The organism is Ensifer sp. 38_S197 (assembly GCF_056924495.1).
The window spans coordinates 1,272,739-1,287,570 of record NZ_JBXOVZ010000002.1; the positions used below are offsets into that span (position 1 = coordinate 1,272,739).

General features: G+C 63.5%; 14 protein-coding genes. 4 read left to right on the top strand and 10 right to left on the bottom strand.

Annotation, left to right across the window (positions count from 1 at the left end; genetic code table 11):
* Positions 1-90: 90 nt before the first annotated feature.
* From AC1Z3V_RS19295 to AC1Z3V_RS19305, 3 genes are all read right to left on the bottom strand, one after another.
* The gene (locus AC1Z3V_RS19295; protein ID WP_483501143.1) at positions 91-3,276 is read right to left on the bottom strand and encodes an efflux RND transporter permease subunit; all 3,186 of its coding nucleotides are present in this window, start codon (positions 3,274-3,276) and stop codon (positions 91-93) included.
* A 127-nt stretch (positions 3,277-3,403) separates the two neighbouring features.
* The gene (locus AC1Z3V_RS19300; protein WP_483501145.1) at positions 3,404-4,606 is read right to left on the bottom strand and encodes an efflux RND transporter periplasmic adaptor subunit; all 1,203 of its coding nucleotides are present in this window, start codon (positions 4,604-4,606) and stop codon (positions 3,404-3,406) included.
* An 80-nt stretch (positions 4,607-4,686) separates the two neighbouring features.
* Positions 4,687-5,511, bottom strand: coding sequence for an alpha/beta hydrolase fold domain-containing protein (locus AC1Z3V_RS19305; RefSeq protein WP_483501147.1), 825 nt, complete (start codon positions 5,509-5,511; stop codon positions 4,687-4,689).
* Positions 5,512-5,651: 140 nt separating this feature from the next.
* Between AC1Z3V_RS19305 and AC1Z3V_RS19310 the strand changes: the two genes are divergently transcribed.
* Entirely contained in the window at positions 5,652-6,563 is a 912-nt protein-coding gene (locus AC1Z3V_RS19310) for a LysR family transcriptional regulator (RefSeq protein ID WP_483501149.1), read from the top strand.
* Positions 6,564-6,566: 3 nt separating this feature from the next.
* Here the strand turns inward: AC1Z3V_RS19310 and AC1Z3V_RS19315 are convergent, their stop codons facing one another.
* Positions 6,567-6,989 carry a winged helix-turn-helix transcriptional regulator gene (locus tag AC1Z3V_RS19315; RefSeq protein WP_483501150.1) on the bottom strand — a complete coding sequence of 141 codons (423 nt, stop codon included), beginning with the start codon at positions 6,987-6,989 and terminating at the stop codon, positions 6,567-6,569.
* Between the two features lie 56 nt (positions 6,990-7,045).
* Between AC1Z3V_RS19315 and AC1Z3V_RS19320 the strand changes: the two genes are divergently transcribed.
* Positions 7,046-7,363 carry a DMT family transporter gene (locus AC1Z3V_RS19320; RefSeq protein ID WP_429811071.1) on the top strand — a complete coding sequence of 106 codons (318 nt, stop codon included), beginning with the start codon at positions 7,046-7,048 and terminating at the stop codon, positions 7,361-7,363.
* A gap of 86 nt (positions 7,364-7,449) precedes the next feature.
* Here AC1Z3V_RS19320 and AC1Z3V_RS19325 read toward each other — a convergent pair whose 3' ends face one another.
* From AC1Z3V_RS19325 to AC1Z3V_RS19340, 4 genes are all read right to left on the bottom strand, one after another.
* Positions 7,450-9,369, bottom strand: coding sequence for a DEAD/DEAH box helicase (locus AC1Z3V_RS19325; RefSeq protein ID WP_483501152.1), 1,920 nt, complete (start codon positions 9,367-9,369; stop codon positions 7,450-7,452).
* Positions 9,370-9,507: 138 nt separating this feature from the next.
* Positions 9,508-9,891: a DUF805 domain-containing protein gene (locus AC1Z3V_RS19330; RefSeq protein WP_483501154.1), complete on the bottom strand. Its 384-nt coding sequence runs from the start codon at positions 9,889-9,891 to the stop codon at positions 9,508-9,510.
* A gap of 4 nt (positions 9,892-9,895) precedes the next feature.
* On the bottom strand, positions 9,896-10,753 hold the full coding sequence (gene dapD, locus AC1Z3V_RS19335; RefSeq protein ID WP_173515384.1) for a 2,3,4,5-tetrahydropyridine-2,6-dicarboxylate N-succinyltransferase: 858 nt from the start codon (positions 10,751-10,753) through the stop codon (positions 9,896-9,898).
* A gap of 54 nt (positions 10,754-10,807) precedes the next feature.
* On the bottom strand, positions 10,808-11,173 hold the full coding sequence (locus AC1Z3V_RS19340) for a hypothetical protein (RefSeq protein ID WP_483501156.1): 366 nt from the start codon (positions 11,171-11,173) through the stop codon (positions 10,808-10,810).
* Between the two features lie 84 nt (positions 11,174-11,257).
* Here AC1Z3V_RS19340 and AC1Z3V_RS19345 point away from each other — a divergent pair, with 84 nt between their 5' ends.
* Positions 11,258-12,157, top strand: a complete 900-nt coding sequence (locus AC1Z3V_RS19345) for an LOG family protein (RefSeq protein WP_483501158.1) — start codon at positions 11,258-11,260, stop codon at positions 12,155-12,157.
* A gap of 284 nt (positions 12,158-12,441) precedes the next feature.
* Here AC1Z3V_RS19345 and AC1Z3V_RS19350 read toward each other — a convergent pair whose 3' ends face one another.
* Positions 12,442-12,960 (bottom strand): EF-hand domain-containing protein, encoded by a 519-nt coding sequence (locus AC1Z3V_RS19350; RefSeq protein WP_483501159.1) that lies wholly within the window; start codon positions 12,958-12,960, stop codon positions 12,442-12,444.
* A 176-nt stretch (positions 12,961-13,136) separates the two neighbouring features.
* The gene (locus tag AC1Z3V_RS19355; protein ID WP_429811079.1) at positions 13,137-13,850 is read right to left on the bottom strand and encodes a pyrimidine 5'-nucleotidase; all 714 of its coding nucleotides are present in this window, start codon (positions 13,848-13,850) and stop codon (positions 13,137-13,139) included.
* A gap of 154 nt (positions 13,851-14,004) precedes the next feature.
* On the opposite strand from AC1Z3V_RS19355, the gene AC1Z3V_RS19360 reads away from it, so the two are divergent.
* Positions 14,005-14,796, top strand: coding sequence for a sterol desaturase family protein (locus tag AC1Z3V_RS19360; protein WP_483501161.1), 792 nt, complete (start codon positions 14,005-14,007; stop codon positions 14,794-14,796).
* Positions 14,797-14,832 lie beyond the last annotated feature (36 nt).

Below are 14,832 nucleotides of genomic sequence, written 5' to 3' on the forward strand. Positions count from 1 at the left end.
GCGCCGGGCCTGGGCGGAGGCGCGGCGCCGCAGCTTCGACGGGCCGGAGTGATCCGGCCCGCCTGAAGATCGCGAAAGGAGGGGAGGGCCTTACTCGCCGGGCGCGAGATGCGGCGCTTCGATTTGGGCTCCGGCGTGCTTCAGCGGCCGCTCGCCGGTGAGCTTGCGGATCAGCACGTAGAAGACCGGGGTCATGAAGATGCCGAAGGCCGTGACGCCGATCATGCCGGCAAAGACCGCGATACCCATGGCCGAGCGCATTTCCGCACCGGCGCCGGTGGACGTCACCAGCGGCACCACGCCCATGATGAAGGCCATCGAGGTCATCAGGATCGGGCGGAGACGCAGCCGGCTCGCCTCGATCGCAGCCTTGACCGGCGTGCTGCCGGACAGTTCCAGTTCGCGGGCGAACTCGACGATCAGGATAGCGTTCTTCGCCGACAGGCCGACCAGCACGATCAGACCGATCTGGGTGAAGACGTTGTTGTCGCCGCCCGTCAGCCAGACGCCTATCAGCGCCGCCATGATGCCCATCGGCACGATCAGGATGATCGAGATCGGCAGCGTCAGGCTTTCATACTGGGCGGCGAGCACGAGATAGACGAGCAGCAGCGCCAGCGGAAAGACCAGGATGCCGGAGTTGCCCGCCAGGATCTGCTGGTAAGTAAGGTCGGTCCATTCGAAGCTGATGCCCGGCGGCAGGGTTTCGGCGGCGATCTTCTCGATGGCAGCCTGTGCCTGGCCGGAGGAGAAGCCCGGTGCCGGGCCGCCGTTGATGTCGGCGGACAGGAAGCCGTTGTAGCGGATCGCCCGCTCGGCTCCGACCGTCTGCTCGACCTTCAAGAGCGCCGACAGCGGGATCATCTCGCCGGACTGCGAACGCACCTTCAGCTTGCCGATGTCGTCGGCATGGCTGCGGTAGTTGGCGTCCGCCTGGATGCGCACGCTGTAGGTGCGGCCGAAAGCGTTGAAGTCGTTGACGTAGAGCGAGCCCAGGTAGATCTGCAGGGTTTCGAAGACGTCGGTGACGGCCACGCCGAGCTGGCGCGCCTTGACGCGGTCGAGGTCGGCATAGAGCTGCGGCACGTTGATCTGGTAGCTCGAATAGAGCCCGGCCAGTTCCGGCGTCTGGTGGGCCTTGGCGAGGAAAGCCTTGGCCGCCTCGTCGAGTGCCTGGTAGCCGAGACCGTTCTTGTCCTCGATCTGCAGCTTGAAGCCGCCGGTCGTGCCGAGACCCTGGACGGGCGGCGGCGGGAACATGGCGATGAAGGCATCCTGGATCGCGCCGAATTCCTGGTTGAGCTGCATGGCGATCGCGCCGCCTGACAGTTCGGGTGTCTGGCGTTCCTCGAAGGGTTTCAGGGCGACGAAGACGATGCCGGAGTTCGACGAGTTGGTGAAGCCGTTGATCGACAGGCCCGGGAAGGCAATGGCGTTTTCGACACCCGGATGCTTCAGCGCGATCTCGCTCATGCGCTTGATCACGTCCTCCGAGCGATCGAGCGTCGCGGCATCCGGAAGCTGGGCGAAGCCGATCAGGTATTGCTTGTCCTGGGCCGGCACGAAGCCGCCGGGGATGGCGCGGAACAGCGTGAAGGTGACGCCGAGCAGCACGACATAGACGACCATGATCAGCGACTTGCGCGTCAGGATCCGGCCGACGCCGCGGCCATAGGCTTCCGAGCTTGCTCCGAAGAAGCGGTTGAAGCCGCGGAAGAACCAGCCGAAGAGCTTGTCCATCGCCCGCGTTAGCCAATCCTTCGGCGCATGATGGTCCCTGAGCAGAAGGGCAGCCAGCGCCGGAGACAGCGTCAGCGAATTGAGGGCCGAGATGACGGTCGAGATCGCGATCGTCAGCGCGAACTGGCGGTAGAACTGGCCGGTGAGGCCGGTAATGAAGGCGAGCGGCACGAAGACGGCGACGAGCACCAGCGCGATGGCGATGATCGGACCGGAGACTTCCTGCATGGCGCGATAGGTTGCCTGAACCGGCGACAGGCCCCGCTCGATGTTGCGTTCGACGTTTTCCACCACCACGATCGCGTCGTCGACGACGATGCCGATCGCCAGCACCAGGCCGAAGAGGCTGAGCGCGTTGATCGAGAAGCCGAAGACATACATCACCGCGAAGGTACCGACGATCGAGACCGGCACGGCGACGAGCGGGATGATCGAGGCGCGCCAGGTCTGCAGAAAGACGATGACGACGATGACGACGAGGGCGATCGCCTCGAGCAGCGTGTGGATGACCGACTCGATCGAGGCACGCACGAACTGGGTGGTGTCGTAGACGATCTCGTAGTCGACGCCCTCGGGCATGGTGAGCTTCAGCTCGGCCATGGCCTTGTGCACGTTTTCCGAGATCTGGATCGCATTCGAGCCCGGTGCCTGGAAGATGCCCATGCCAACGGCCGGCTTGTTGTCGAGCAGCGAGCGCAGCGAATAATCGGCGGCACCCATCTCGACACGGGCGACGTCACCGAGGCGGGTGACTTCGCCATTGGCGCCGGATTTCACGACGATGTTGGCGAAATCCTCAGGGGTCTGCAGGCGGCCTTGCGCGTTGACGGAAAGCTGCAGGTCGAGGCCGGGAACGGACGGAGAGGCGCCGATGACGCCGGCGGCCGCCTGGACGTTCTGGCCGCGGACCGCATTGGCGATGTCGCTTGCCGCCAGGCCGCGTTCGGCGGCCTTCTGCGGGTCGATCCAGACGCGCATCGAATAGTCGCCGCCGCCGAAGATCTGTACCTGGCCGACACCTTCGATGCGGGCCAGCCGATCCTTGACGTTCAAAACCCCGTAGTTGCGCAGATAGTTGATGTCATATTGCCCGTTCGGCGAGATCAGGTGCACCACCAGCGTCAGGTCGGGCGAGCTCTTGACGGTGGTGACGCCGAGGCGGCGTACCTCCTCGGGCAGCCGCGGCTCGGCCTGCGAGACGCGGTTCTGCACGAGCTGCTGGGCCTGGTCGGGATCAGTGCCGAGCTCGAAGGTGACGGTGAGCGTCATCAGGCCGTCGGCGGTCGCCTGGCTCTGCATGTAGAGCATGCCTTCGACGCCGTTGATCTGTTCTTCGAGCGGGGTTGCCACCGTTTCGGCGATGACCGCCGGGTTGGCGCCCGGATATTGCGCGCGCACGACGATCTGCGGCGGAACGACTTCGGGATATTCGGAGATCGGCAGACCGGTCATGCCGATCAGACCGGCCACGAAGATCAGGACCGAAAGGACGCCCGCGAAGACCGGGCGGTCGACGAAGAAGCGTGAGAAGTTCATGGTATCCCCCTTGGGACGAGTTCGGGCAGACCTCAAGCGTGCGCGGCGAAATCCTCGCCGCGCGGCGCTGTCTGCTGAGTGATGCCTTGGCTGGCGGACCCTTCGCCTGCACGAAGGGTCGACTAATCTACTTGGCGATCGAAGCGGTCGTTTCCTCGACCTGCTGCGGCGCGACGACGACGCCGGGGCGGACCCGCTGCAGGCCGTTGACGACGATGTTCTCGCCGGACTTCAGGCCGCTTTCGACGATGCGCAGACCGTCGGAATTCGGCCCGAGCTTCACCTGGCGATACTCGACCTTGTTGTCGGTGCCGACGACGAAGACGAACTTCTTGTCCTGGTCGGAGCCGATGGCGCGGTCGCTGATCACGAGCTTTTCCTCGGGGTCCGGCTCGCCGATGCGGATGCGGACGAACTGGCCTGGGATCAGTTTGCCGTCGGCGTTTTCGAGCGCCGCACGCACCCGGATCGTGCCGGTTGCCGCATCCACCTCGTTGTTGATGAGCTGGATATGGCCCGTGATCGGCGTGCCCTCGTCGGCGGCGGTGCCGACCTGGACCGGAAGACGTTCGATCGCGTTGCCGCCGGCCGAGGCCGCGAGCTTGGCGAGTGCCGTCGTGACCACCTCTTCGCTGGCGTTGAAGCTCGCATAGATCGGATCGACCGAAACGAGCGTCGTCAGCACAGGCGAGGCGGAGCCGGCGGCGACCAGGTTGCCGGCGGTGACGTCGAGCCGGCCGACGCGGCCGGAGATCGGCGCGCGCACCTCGGTATATTGCAGGTCGAGTTCGGCGGTGCGCAGCGCCGCCTTGGCCGAGCGTACCTCTGCCTGGGCTTCGTCATAGGCGCTGGCGCGCTGGTCGACGCCGCTCTGCGGAATGGCGCTCGTGGTCACCAGCTTGCGGCCACGCTCGAGTTCGATCTTGGCAAGCGCGACGCGCGCTTCGGCCGCTTCGACCTGGGCCTTCGCCCGCTCGACGGCCGCCGCATAGGGCTCCGGATCGATCGTCACCAGGAGATCGCCCTGTTTGACGAGCGCGCCTTCGCGGAAGTGCGCCTTGAGGACGGCGCCGCCGACACGCGGGCGAACCTCGACGCGCTCGATCGCTTCGAGCCTGCCGGAGAATTCTTCCCAGGTGGTGATGCGCTTGGACTGCGCCCGCGCCACCGAAACCGGCACGGCCGGAGGTGGCGCCGCGGCGGTCTCGGTGGCGGCGTCGGCCTCGAAATGCTGCGGCAAGCCGAGCATGACGGCACCACCGCCGGCGACAGACAAAAGGATACTCAGGCCGGCGCCCCAAAGGGCCCGACGGGTCACTGTCGATGTCATCTTTCTCTCCTTGCCGGTTGGGAGCCGGCGCTTTGTTTTCGACGTCAGATCGAGGGATTGGGCTGGGTGACCACCCCCGTCTAACGCACCGTCATTTCCGCCGGCTTTGCCCCTGCCTTCTGGAAGAAGCGGGAGAAGATGCCGGTAATCTCTTTCTGCTGTGCCGACCAGCCTTCGCCGGAACCCGCATTCTGCGGCAGCCATCCGGCTCGTCCGGGCAGGACATGGGATTCAACCATCACACCTGCCTTGCGCAGACGCTCGGCATAGGCCTCGGCCTCGTCGCGCATCGGACACTCTTCGCTGGTCACGATCAGCGAAGGCACGAGGCCGGCAAGCCGCGTGCAGTGGGCCGGCGCGGCGTAAGGATGGGTGAAGCCACCGCTTTGCCCGAGGTAGCGCTGCCAGCCATCGGCGATCGATTGCGCCGAGGACTGCGGACAGTGCTGCCGGAACGATTCCGTTGCCAGGCAAGGGTCGAGCATCGGCGACAGCAGGATCTGGCCCTTGAGATCGGTCAGATACTGGTCACGCGCCATCAGCGCGGCGCCGGCGGCAACATTGCCGCCTGCCTCTTCGCCGGCCACGAACAGCGACGACTTCTTGTGCGCGAACTGCGGGCAGCGCGAGCGCATCGACGACAGCATGGCGTAGGCGACATCGAGCGCCGCGGGAAATGGATTGAGGCAAGCCGCGGAATATTCCGGAGAGATCACCACCGCTCCAGCCGCCGCAAGCGCCTCGGCGACGCGCTCGCCGGCGGCGATCGTTCCGCCGACGAAGGAGCCGCCGTGCAGGTGCAACACGACCGGCGGCGGATTGAGCAAAGCTTCGCCGCGGTAGACGCGTGCCGTGCAGCAGCCTTGGCCGGTCTGCATCGTCTCCACTTTGAACAGTTCGCCCATCTCTCTTGCCTTCGGCCAGAGGTCAACCCACATGTGGCGGCAACACGCCACGATAGGAGAATAACATTGTCTTCTGTCTGGAATAGTATTTTCAAACTGACTACACTATTCGTATTCTCGAACAATCACGGCTCTTGAAAATGGACCAGCTCACGGCCATGCGCGCGTTCCTCCGGGTCGTTGAAACCGGTAATTTCACCCGCGCCTCCGCTTCGCTGAATATGCCCAAGGCGACCCTCACCAATCTCATTCAGGGATTGGAGGCGCACCTGCGCACAAAACTTTTGAACCGCACCACCCGCCGCGTGCTGGTAACGCCCGATGGTGCGCTCTATTACGAACGCGCCGCACGCCTTTTGACCGATCTCGACGAACTCGACGGCAGCCTTTCCAGCGCCCAGACCTTGCCGAAGGGGCGTTTGCGGGTGGAAATGGCCAGCGCGATTGCCAATCTGATCGTCATCCCGGCCTTGCCCGAGTTCCATAAGCGCTATCCGGATATCCAGATCGATCTCGGCGTTTCCGACAGAACCATCGACTATGTCGCGGAGAACGTCGATTGCGCCATCCGTGTCGGCACGCTCACCGACCAGTCGCTGATCGCACGCCGCATCACCGAGATGAGCTTCGTCGCCTGCGCCGCTCCGGATTATCTCCAGCGTCACGCAATACCGCAGCACCCGTCCGATCTCTCGAAGAACTGCTACGTCGTCGGTTACTTCCGGCCGCAAACTGGGCAGCAGATGCCGTTCTATTTCAAGCGCGGCAATGAGGAGATCGAGGTGAATGGCCGCTACGCGGTGGCGGCCAATGAAACGACGACCTATCTTGCCGCCGCACGCGCTGGCCTGGGCGTCATCCAGGCACCACGCTTCATGGTGCGCGACGACCTGGTGTCCGGGGCCATGCGGCCGGTTCTCCAGGACTGGGAGGTCGAACCCATGCCGATCTATCTGGTCTATCCGCCGAACCGGCACCTCAGCAGCCGCCTGCGCGTCTTTGCCGACTGGCTGGTCAAGGTCGTTGCCCAGTCGCAACTCGATGCCGCCTGATCCTCACCGGTTTCGTTCGGCATCGTAGCGCTCGCGTGCCGCATCCAGTGCGCCGAAATGCGTCTCCGCCCAGCGGTCGAGCACCAGCAGGGTTTCGCTGAGCGAGCGGCCGAGCGGGCTCAGGCTGTATTCCACGTGCGGCGGCACCGTCTTCTTGTCCTCGCGGATGACCAGGCCGTTGCGCTCCAATTCCTTCAGCGTCTGCGTCAGCATCTTCTGCGAGATGTCTCCGAGCCTTCGCATCAGCCCGGCATTGCGCATCGGCCCGCCTTCGAGCGCCGAGAGGATCAGCATCGGCCACTTGCCGGCGATCAGTTCCAGCGCATGGCGTGACGAACAGGTCGGATCGAAGACGTCGGGAACGGAGGTCGCGGACGCTGGCTTGTCGGAATTTTCCATAGTTACCAAAAGGTGCGTAATTGTCATTCGGTGCCTACGCTACCAGCTTCTTCGCCATGTGAGAATTCCAAATGGAGACGAACATGGCATGGATCATTCTGATAGCGGCGAGCCTCATCGAGATCGTCATGGGCTTGGCACTGAAATATGCGGAGGGCTGGACGAAGCTGGTGCCGAGCGCCATCGGCATCGCCGCTGCCCTCGGCAGCGTCTATCTCCTGACGATAGCGATGCGTGACCTGCCGGCGGGCACTGCCTATGCCGCCTGGACCGGCATCGGTTCGGTCGGCATCACGGTGCTCGGCATCGTGCTCTTCGGCGACCCGGTCTCCTGGATGCGCATCACCTGTATCGCGATGATCATCGTCGCCGTCGCCGGCCTGCGCTTCCTGGAAGCCTGAACATCGCGGATCGTTGATCTCAAAACGAAAAAGCGCCGCGATCGGCTCGCGGCGCTTTTGACTGTTTATTACTCTGCCGTGCCGGCTTAGCCCTGGCGGTTCTTGGCGTTGCCCTTGGACTTGGATTTGGGCTTAAAGCCGCCGTCTTTGCCGGAATCCGGCTTGCCCTTCTTCTTGTTGCCCCAGGGCTTGTCGGCGGCCTTCGCCGGCGGCCGATCTTCGGTGTAAGCCGGTCCGTCGGAATAGGCGGGCTTCTTGTCGAACTTGCGCTTCGGCTTGAAGTCCTTGCGCTCGTCGCGCGGGCCGTCCTCTGGGCGCGGGCGCTTCTTGGCGAAGGCCGGTTTTTCCTGACGCTGCTGCGAAAGATCGGGCGCACCCGCCAGCGGCTTCACGCGGATGCCCTTTTCCAGCGTCTTGTCCTTGCCGATCGCCGACAGGAAGCGCTCGGCGCCCTCGGCCGTCATCTCGACGAAGGTCTCTTCCTGCTGCATGCGGATGGCGCCGATGTCGCGCTTGGTCAGCTTGCCGTGGCGGCAGAGCATCGGGATCAGCCAGCGCGGCTCGGCACTCTGCTTGCGGCCGACCGACAGCGAGAACCAGCTACCGTCGCTGAAGTCGGCGCGCTCGGCGCCGAAATCCTCACGCGGACCCGACCGCTCGTCGCGGCGCGTCTTAGCGCGATTGTCGCCAACGGCGACCTCGACCAGATCCTCCGGAGCCGAACGCCCCGAGCGGAACTGGCGCACGAAGGCGGCGGCCATCTGTTCGGCGCCGTGCCGCTCGAGCAAAGCTGCCACGATCGCCTCTTCGTCTTCGCGGATCGGCTCGGCAAAGCTCGTATCGGCCAGCAGGCGCTCGTCGTCACGCTGGCTGACTTCGTCGGCCGACGGTGGCCGCGCCCAGGTCGCGGTGATCCGGCCGCCGTCGAGCAGCCGCTCGGCCTTGCGGCGCTGGTTGACCGGCACGATCAGTGCGCTGACGCCCTTCTGGCCGGCGCGTCCGGTGCGGCCGCTGCGGTGAAGCAGCGTCTCGGAGTTGGTCGGGAGATCCGCGTGAACGACCAGTTCCAGGCCCGGCAGGTCGATGCCGCGGGCGGCGACGTCGGTGGCGATGCAGACGCGGGCGCGGCCGTCGCGCATGGCCTGCAATGCATGGGTACGCTCGTTCTGGCTGAGTTCGCCCGAAAGCGCCACGACCGAGAAACCGCGATTGTTGAAGCGGGCCGTCAGATGGTTGACCGCGGCGCGCGTCGAACAGAAGACGATCGCGTTTCTGGCCTCGTAGTAGCGCAGCACGTTGATGATCGCATTTTCGCGGTCGTTCGGCGCCACCGTCAGCGCGCGATATTCGATATCGACATGCTGCTTCTGTTCGGAAGCGGTGCTGATGCGTACGGCATCGCGCTGGTAGTTCTTGGCAAGGGTGGCGATCGATTTCGGCACGGTTGCCGAGAACATCAGCGTGCGACGATCGTCGGGGGATTCCTCGAGGATGAATTCGAGGTCCTCGCGGAAGCCGAGGTCGAGCATCTCGTCGGCCTCGTCGAGCACGATGGCGCGGAGCGACGAAATGTCGAGCGAGTTGCGGCGGATATGGTCGCAGAGACGTCCGGGCGTGCCGACGACGATGTGCGCGCCGCGCTCCAGCGCTCGCTTCTCCGTGCGCATGTCCATGCCGCCGACGCAGGAAGCGATGGTCGCGCCGGTCTCACCGTAGAGCCATTCGAGCTCGCGCTTGACCTGCAGCGCCAGTTCGCGCGTCGGCGCGATCGCCAGCGCCAGCGGAGCGGCGGCCGGGCCGAAGCGGCGCTCGTCGCCGAGCAAGGTCGGCGCCAGCGCCAGGCCGAAGGCGACCGTCTTGCCGGAGCCGGTCTGCGCCGAGACGAGTGCGTCCCTGTCGGCGAGTTCCGGATCGCGCATCGCCTTTTGAACGGGCGTCAATTCGTTGTAACCGCGTTTTGCCAACGCCTCGGCGATCGCAGGCGCGATCCCTTCGAACTCAATCATATCTTGTCTTTCGGATTTCGGTCGTCATGCCCTGGACGAGAGGATCGTCACAGGCGCCAATTGCCGCGGCCAACACGTCGCGGGCCTGTCATGGCGCGCTACATACGCGGTCGCGCGGTTCTTGTACAGGGGCGAACGTCAGGGGCCGGGTTCGTCGCTATGGGCGCCGAACTCGTTCGGTCCCGGTTCTCCCGGCCACAGGCAAAGCGCAATGAAAACCACGGGGCTCAGGACGGGAATGAACAGACAGAGCGACAGCGGGCCAGGGTAGCCGATATCGTGCAGGCGCTTGATCGCCAGCATGGCGATCGACGGCAGCGAAATGAGAGCCGAGACGACGAACGCCAGCGTCCAGAGGGCCAGCGCCGTCTCGTGTTCTTCGTTGGCGAGCATCCTGGCGACGACGAAACCGCCGATCAGGAACCAGAACAGCCACGATAGAAAGAATGGCAGGCGGCCGATGCGACCGGAGGGGCTGAAGAACAGCCAGATCATGCTCGGCTGTGGCCCCTCCGGTGTCATCGCATCAGTCTCGAAGCAGTTCGTTGATGCCGGTCTTCGAGCGGGTCTTCTCGTCGACGCGCTTGACGATGACAGCGCAATAGAGGTTGGGCGCCGGCTGGCCGTTGGCCATGGTCGAGCCCGACGGCATCGAGCCGGCGACAACGACGGAGTAGGGGGGAACCTCGCCGTAGGTCACTTCGCCGGTGGCGCGGTCGACGATCTTGGTCGACTTGCCGATGAAGACACCCATGCCGAGAACCGAGCCCTCACGCACGATGCAGCCTTCGACGACTTCCGAGCGGGCGCCGATGAAGCAATTGTCCTCGATGATCGTCGGACCGGCCTGCATCGGCTCCAGTACGCCGCCAATGCCGACGCCGCCCGAAAGGTGCACGTTCTTGCCGATCTGGGCGCAGGAGCCGACGGTCGCCCAGGTATCGACCATCGTGCCTTCACCGACATAGGCGCCGAGGTTGACGAAGGAGGGCATCAGGATCGCGTTGGGGGCGATATAGGCCGAGCGGCGCACGACGCAATTCGGAACGGCGCGGAAGCCGGCCTTCTCGAATTCGTTGACGCTCCAGCCATCGAACTTCGACGGTACCTTGTCCCACCAGACGGACTGGCCCGGGCCACCCTTGACGATCTCCATCGGGTTGAGGCGGAAGGACAGGAGCACCGCTTTCTTCAGCCATTGATTGACCGTCCACACGCCATCCTCGCCGCGCTGGGCGACACGGGCCTTGCCGCTGTCGAGCAGGTTGAGCGCTGTCTCGACGGCATCGCGCACCGGGCCGCGCGTAGCGGTGTTCACGGAATCGCGGTCTTCAAAGGCGGTCTCGATCGTCTGCGACAGGGAGGCGAGGTCGTGGTTGGTCATCGGAATTCCTTAAAGTTCGGCGGTTATCCTGCGAAAGCTCTACTGCATAATTCCTTAAATCGGAATCGATTTGAGGACAAAATAATGCAGCAGGTCTACAGCGCCGCGCGTCTTATCACACGCGCAAAGGTCGCTGTAGCACTTTGAATTGCTGCATGTTTTTGTCCTTTTATCGGCTACGATTAAAGGAAACATGCAGTAGGCGTCGCGCGACCTTGGCGTGAGCGGAAGAACGCGCGGCCCTTCGGCGCGTGATCCTGAAAAGTTGAAGGGCTTTTCAGGTCCCTTGGGCCGCGAGGGCTTGGCAAAGTCGGGCGACTCCGGCACTACAGCGCCGCGCGCCTGTGCGAGATGCGCAAGGGCCGCGGCAGCGCCTTGGTCTGCTGCGCCATTTCCGGATCCGATCCAGGAAATGCGCATACGGCCTTCATGATCGAGAAATGAGGATAGGACGCGTCTGGACGAGATGCCGATTGTCCGGAACGCGACGGGAAAGACGACACGATGGCACGCATGAAGAAGCGCGCCCTGCGCCGCAAGGACGGGGTTTGGGATCCTCTGGCCGACAGCTCGCAGAGCCGGCAGCGAGTGCTGACGGTTCCGGTCACGCCGCAGTCGGCCTCGCCCTCCTATCGTCTCGCCTACATCGACGACGATTTCCTTTGCCGCGAGGAATTGCGCCCGGTTCGGCTGCAACTCGAATTGCTGAAGACCGAAATGATGCTGGAAGAACGCGGCATCAACTCGACGGTTGTGATGTTCGGCGGCGCCCGCATTCCCGAGCCCGGCGGCGACGCCTGGGCGGCAAAGAACGAGACGCAGCGCAAGAACCTTGAAGCCGCCTCGGTCTATTACGAGGAAGCGCGCAAGTTCGCACGGATTTGCTCCGAGCATTCGGCCAAGCTGCACTACAAGGAATATGTGGTCGTCACAGGCGGTGGACCGGGCGTGATGGAGGCGGGCAACCGCGGCGCCGATGATGTCGGTGCACCGTCGATCGGCCTCAACATCGTACTGCCGCACGAGCAGGCGCCGAACCGCTTCGTGACGCCGGAACTGTCGTTCAACTTCCACTACTTCGCCATCCGCAAGATGCATTTCCTCTTGCGCGCCAAGGCCGTCACCGTCTTCCCCGGTGGTTTCGGTACGCTCGATGAACTCTTTGAAACGATGACGCTGATGCAGACCGGGCGCCTCGCGCTGGTGCCGCTCATTCTCTTCGGCGAAAAGTTCTGGCGTTCGATCATCAATTTCGAGGCGCTTGCCGAGTTCGGCACGATCGCGCCCAATGACATCGATCTGGTGCATTTCGTCGAAACGGCGGAAGAGGCCTGGGAGATCATTTCCCGCTTTTATGAAACCGTCGATCCGAAGTCGGTGCCGATGGCGAGCGGACGACGCTAGAGCCTCTGTGTCCAGGCGGAATCACCGGAGGCGAAAAGGTGCTCTGGAAGCAGAGCGCTGGGCGACGCTGGTGCGTTCATCCGAACGCACGGCGTTCCGGGGATAGCTGTCCGATTGGGCCGTCAGATGAAACGACAATGCCGTGCGCCCTAGCTGGCGCACGGCATTGTCGTTTGGGAGGATCGGGAGTTCACGCCTCCCCCTGGCGATCGCGTCCGATGCGAGGGGGAGGCGCCACGCAGACGACACGCTCTGCCGGGCGGGAGAGGGCATCGTCATCCGGTTCAGATCTTCCTGGTGAAGTCGGCGGCGTCGATGACACCGTCGCCGTTCTTGTCACGGCGCTTGAACATGGCCTCGGCGGCGTTCGAAACTTCGCTGGTGCTGAGGGAGCCGTTGCCGTCGGTGTCGACACGCTTGAAAGCTTTCGGTCGCAGACCCGGCAGCATGGCGGGGTGGACTTCCTTTTTGGCAAGGGCTGTTTCGCGCTCCGTGCCGCCCTTGTCCTTGGCTTCGCGCCAGGCCTTGCGCGCCTCGCGGAAGGCTTCGCGCTTCGCCTTCATCTCGTCGGCGCTGATCTGGCCATCACCGTTGGCGTCGAAGGTTTTGAAGTTGGTGGCGACACGCGCCTGGAACTCGGCAAGCGAAACCTTCTGGTCCTTGTTGGCGTCGAGCCGCTGGATCATGCGCTCGGCCCGCTGTTCCGGCGTCAGCTTTTCGCGCGCTGCAAAGGAGGGGGCGGCCATTCCGGTGATGGCGACGGCCAGCGCGGTCACACCGAGGATCAGGGTCTTCTTCGACATCATGCTTCCTTTCGATCGGGTTGCCCTGATCGAAAGGATAGACGGCAGCGCGCGCTGCACCAGTTAAACTTTTGTAATAAGTCATTGGCCGAAAAGGGGTTTTTCGGCGGCCGAATTGTGTCGAAGCGGGGGAATCTGTTTGCGGGCTTCCGCCCGCTTCGCACTCCAATCCCGATCTAGAGATCGGTGACCAGACGGCGCAGGAAGCTGGTCAGATCTTCCGTCACGTAGTCGATCTGCTCGTCCGTGTCGTTCGACTTTTCCCAGGATTCGGCAAAGGTGTATTCGAGATTGCGCGGCACCAGCAGCACCGTCGTCATCCCGAGCGCCTTCGGCACCAGGAGGTTGCGCGGCAGGTCCTCGAACATCACGGCATTCCGGGTATCGACCCGGTGCAGGCTCATGAACTTGTCATAGGTTTCACCGGCCGGCTTCGGCACGAAGTCGGCGGCGACGATGTCGAAGATGTCGTCGAAATGATCGAGGATCCCGAGCGCCCGGGCCGTCATCTCCGCATGGGCGACACTGCCGTTGGTGAATATGAACTTGCGGCCCGGAAGCGACCTGATGGCTTCACCAAGCGCCGGATCCGGCGGAACGATCGAGTAGTCGATCGCGTGGGCCTGCTCGAGGAACTCGTTCGGGTCGACGCCATGGTTGACCATCAGGCCCTTGAGCGTCGTGCCGTGGTCGCGGTAGTAGTCTTTCTGCAGCTTCTTCGCATCGGCCGGGTCCAGCGACAACAGCTTCGCCACATAGGCCGTCATGTTGCGGTCGATCTGCGCGAACAGATTGACGTGGTGCGGATAGAGCGTGTTGTCGAGATCGAACACCCAGTCGGTGACATGGGCGAAGTCGGAATGGTTCGGCAGGCGGTCGAGCTTTTTCATGACCGCCTTATGGCATGGGGAAAGGTGGCGGCAAACGAGAAAAATGCAAATCGCTGCTCGGGCCGCAATGCCAGTGCATGGAATTCCACTTTGAATTGTCAAAACGGCGTGTCATCTTCCGGCACACGGTTTTGGCTCGGGGATGCAGGTGCCAATGTCTGACGAACTGTTCTATCTGCTTTTCCTGTTCGGGTTCTATACGTTCACCGTCGTCACCTACTTTGCCCTGGGCTACGGCCTGACCTGGTTCAACGAACGCAATCCCGAGCGAAAGATCCAGAAGGGGCGCGGCTCCGACAAGCGGCGCAACGCCGAAATTCGCCAGAGCCTGGCGTCGATGTTCAGCGCCTGCCTGCCGCTGACGATCGGCCTCTACGTCCAGCAGAAGGGTTGGGCACCGGCGCTCTGGGCCTTCAATTGGTGGGCAGCAGTACCGCTCTTCGTGTTGTGCATGTTCCTCTACGACACCTGGTTCTATTTCATGCACCGGTTGCTGCACACCAAGTGGCTCTATCCGTTGCATGCCCTGCACCACAAAAGCGTCGCGCCAACGATCTGGAGCACCTATTCGGAGGATGTCTTCGACAACTTCCTCTTGCAGAGCTATTCGGCCGCCGTCGTCTTCATCGTCCCGTTTCCGCCCGTGATCCTCGTCGGGCACCGGCTGTTCGAACATTTCAACGGCATGTTCGGGCATTGCGGCTTCGAATATTTCGCAGCATCGACGGCGCGTTACCCTTCGCCGCTGTTGTGCACGACGTTCCACGATCAGCACCATTCCGCGTTCCGCTACAACTACGGCAACTATTTCTCGTTCTGGGACCGTGTGTTGGGAACGATCTCGCCGCACTACGATCAGCGGGTGAAGACGTTTGAAGAAGAAGCGCCGCCGCTCACCTTCAAACAGGTCAATCTTCCCGTGGAGGCCGCCGAGAAGGCGGACTGAGTTCTTGGCAATGGCCGGACCCGCGTGTTAGATGGC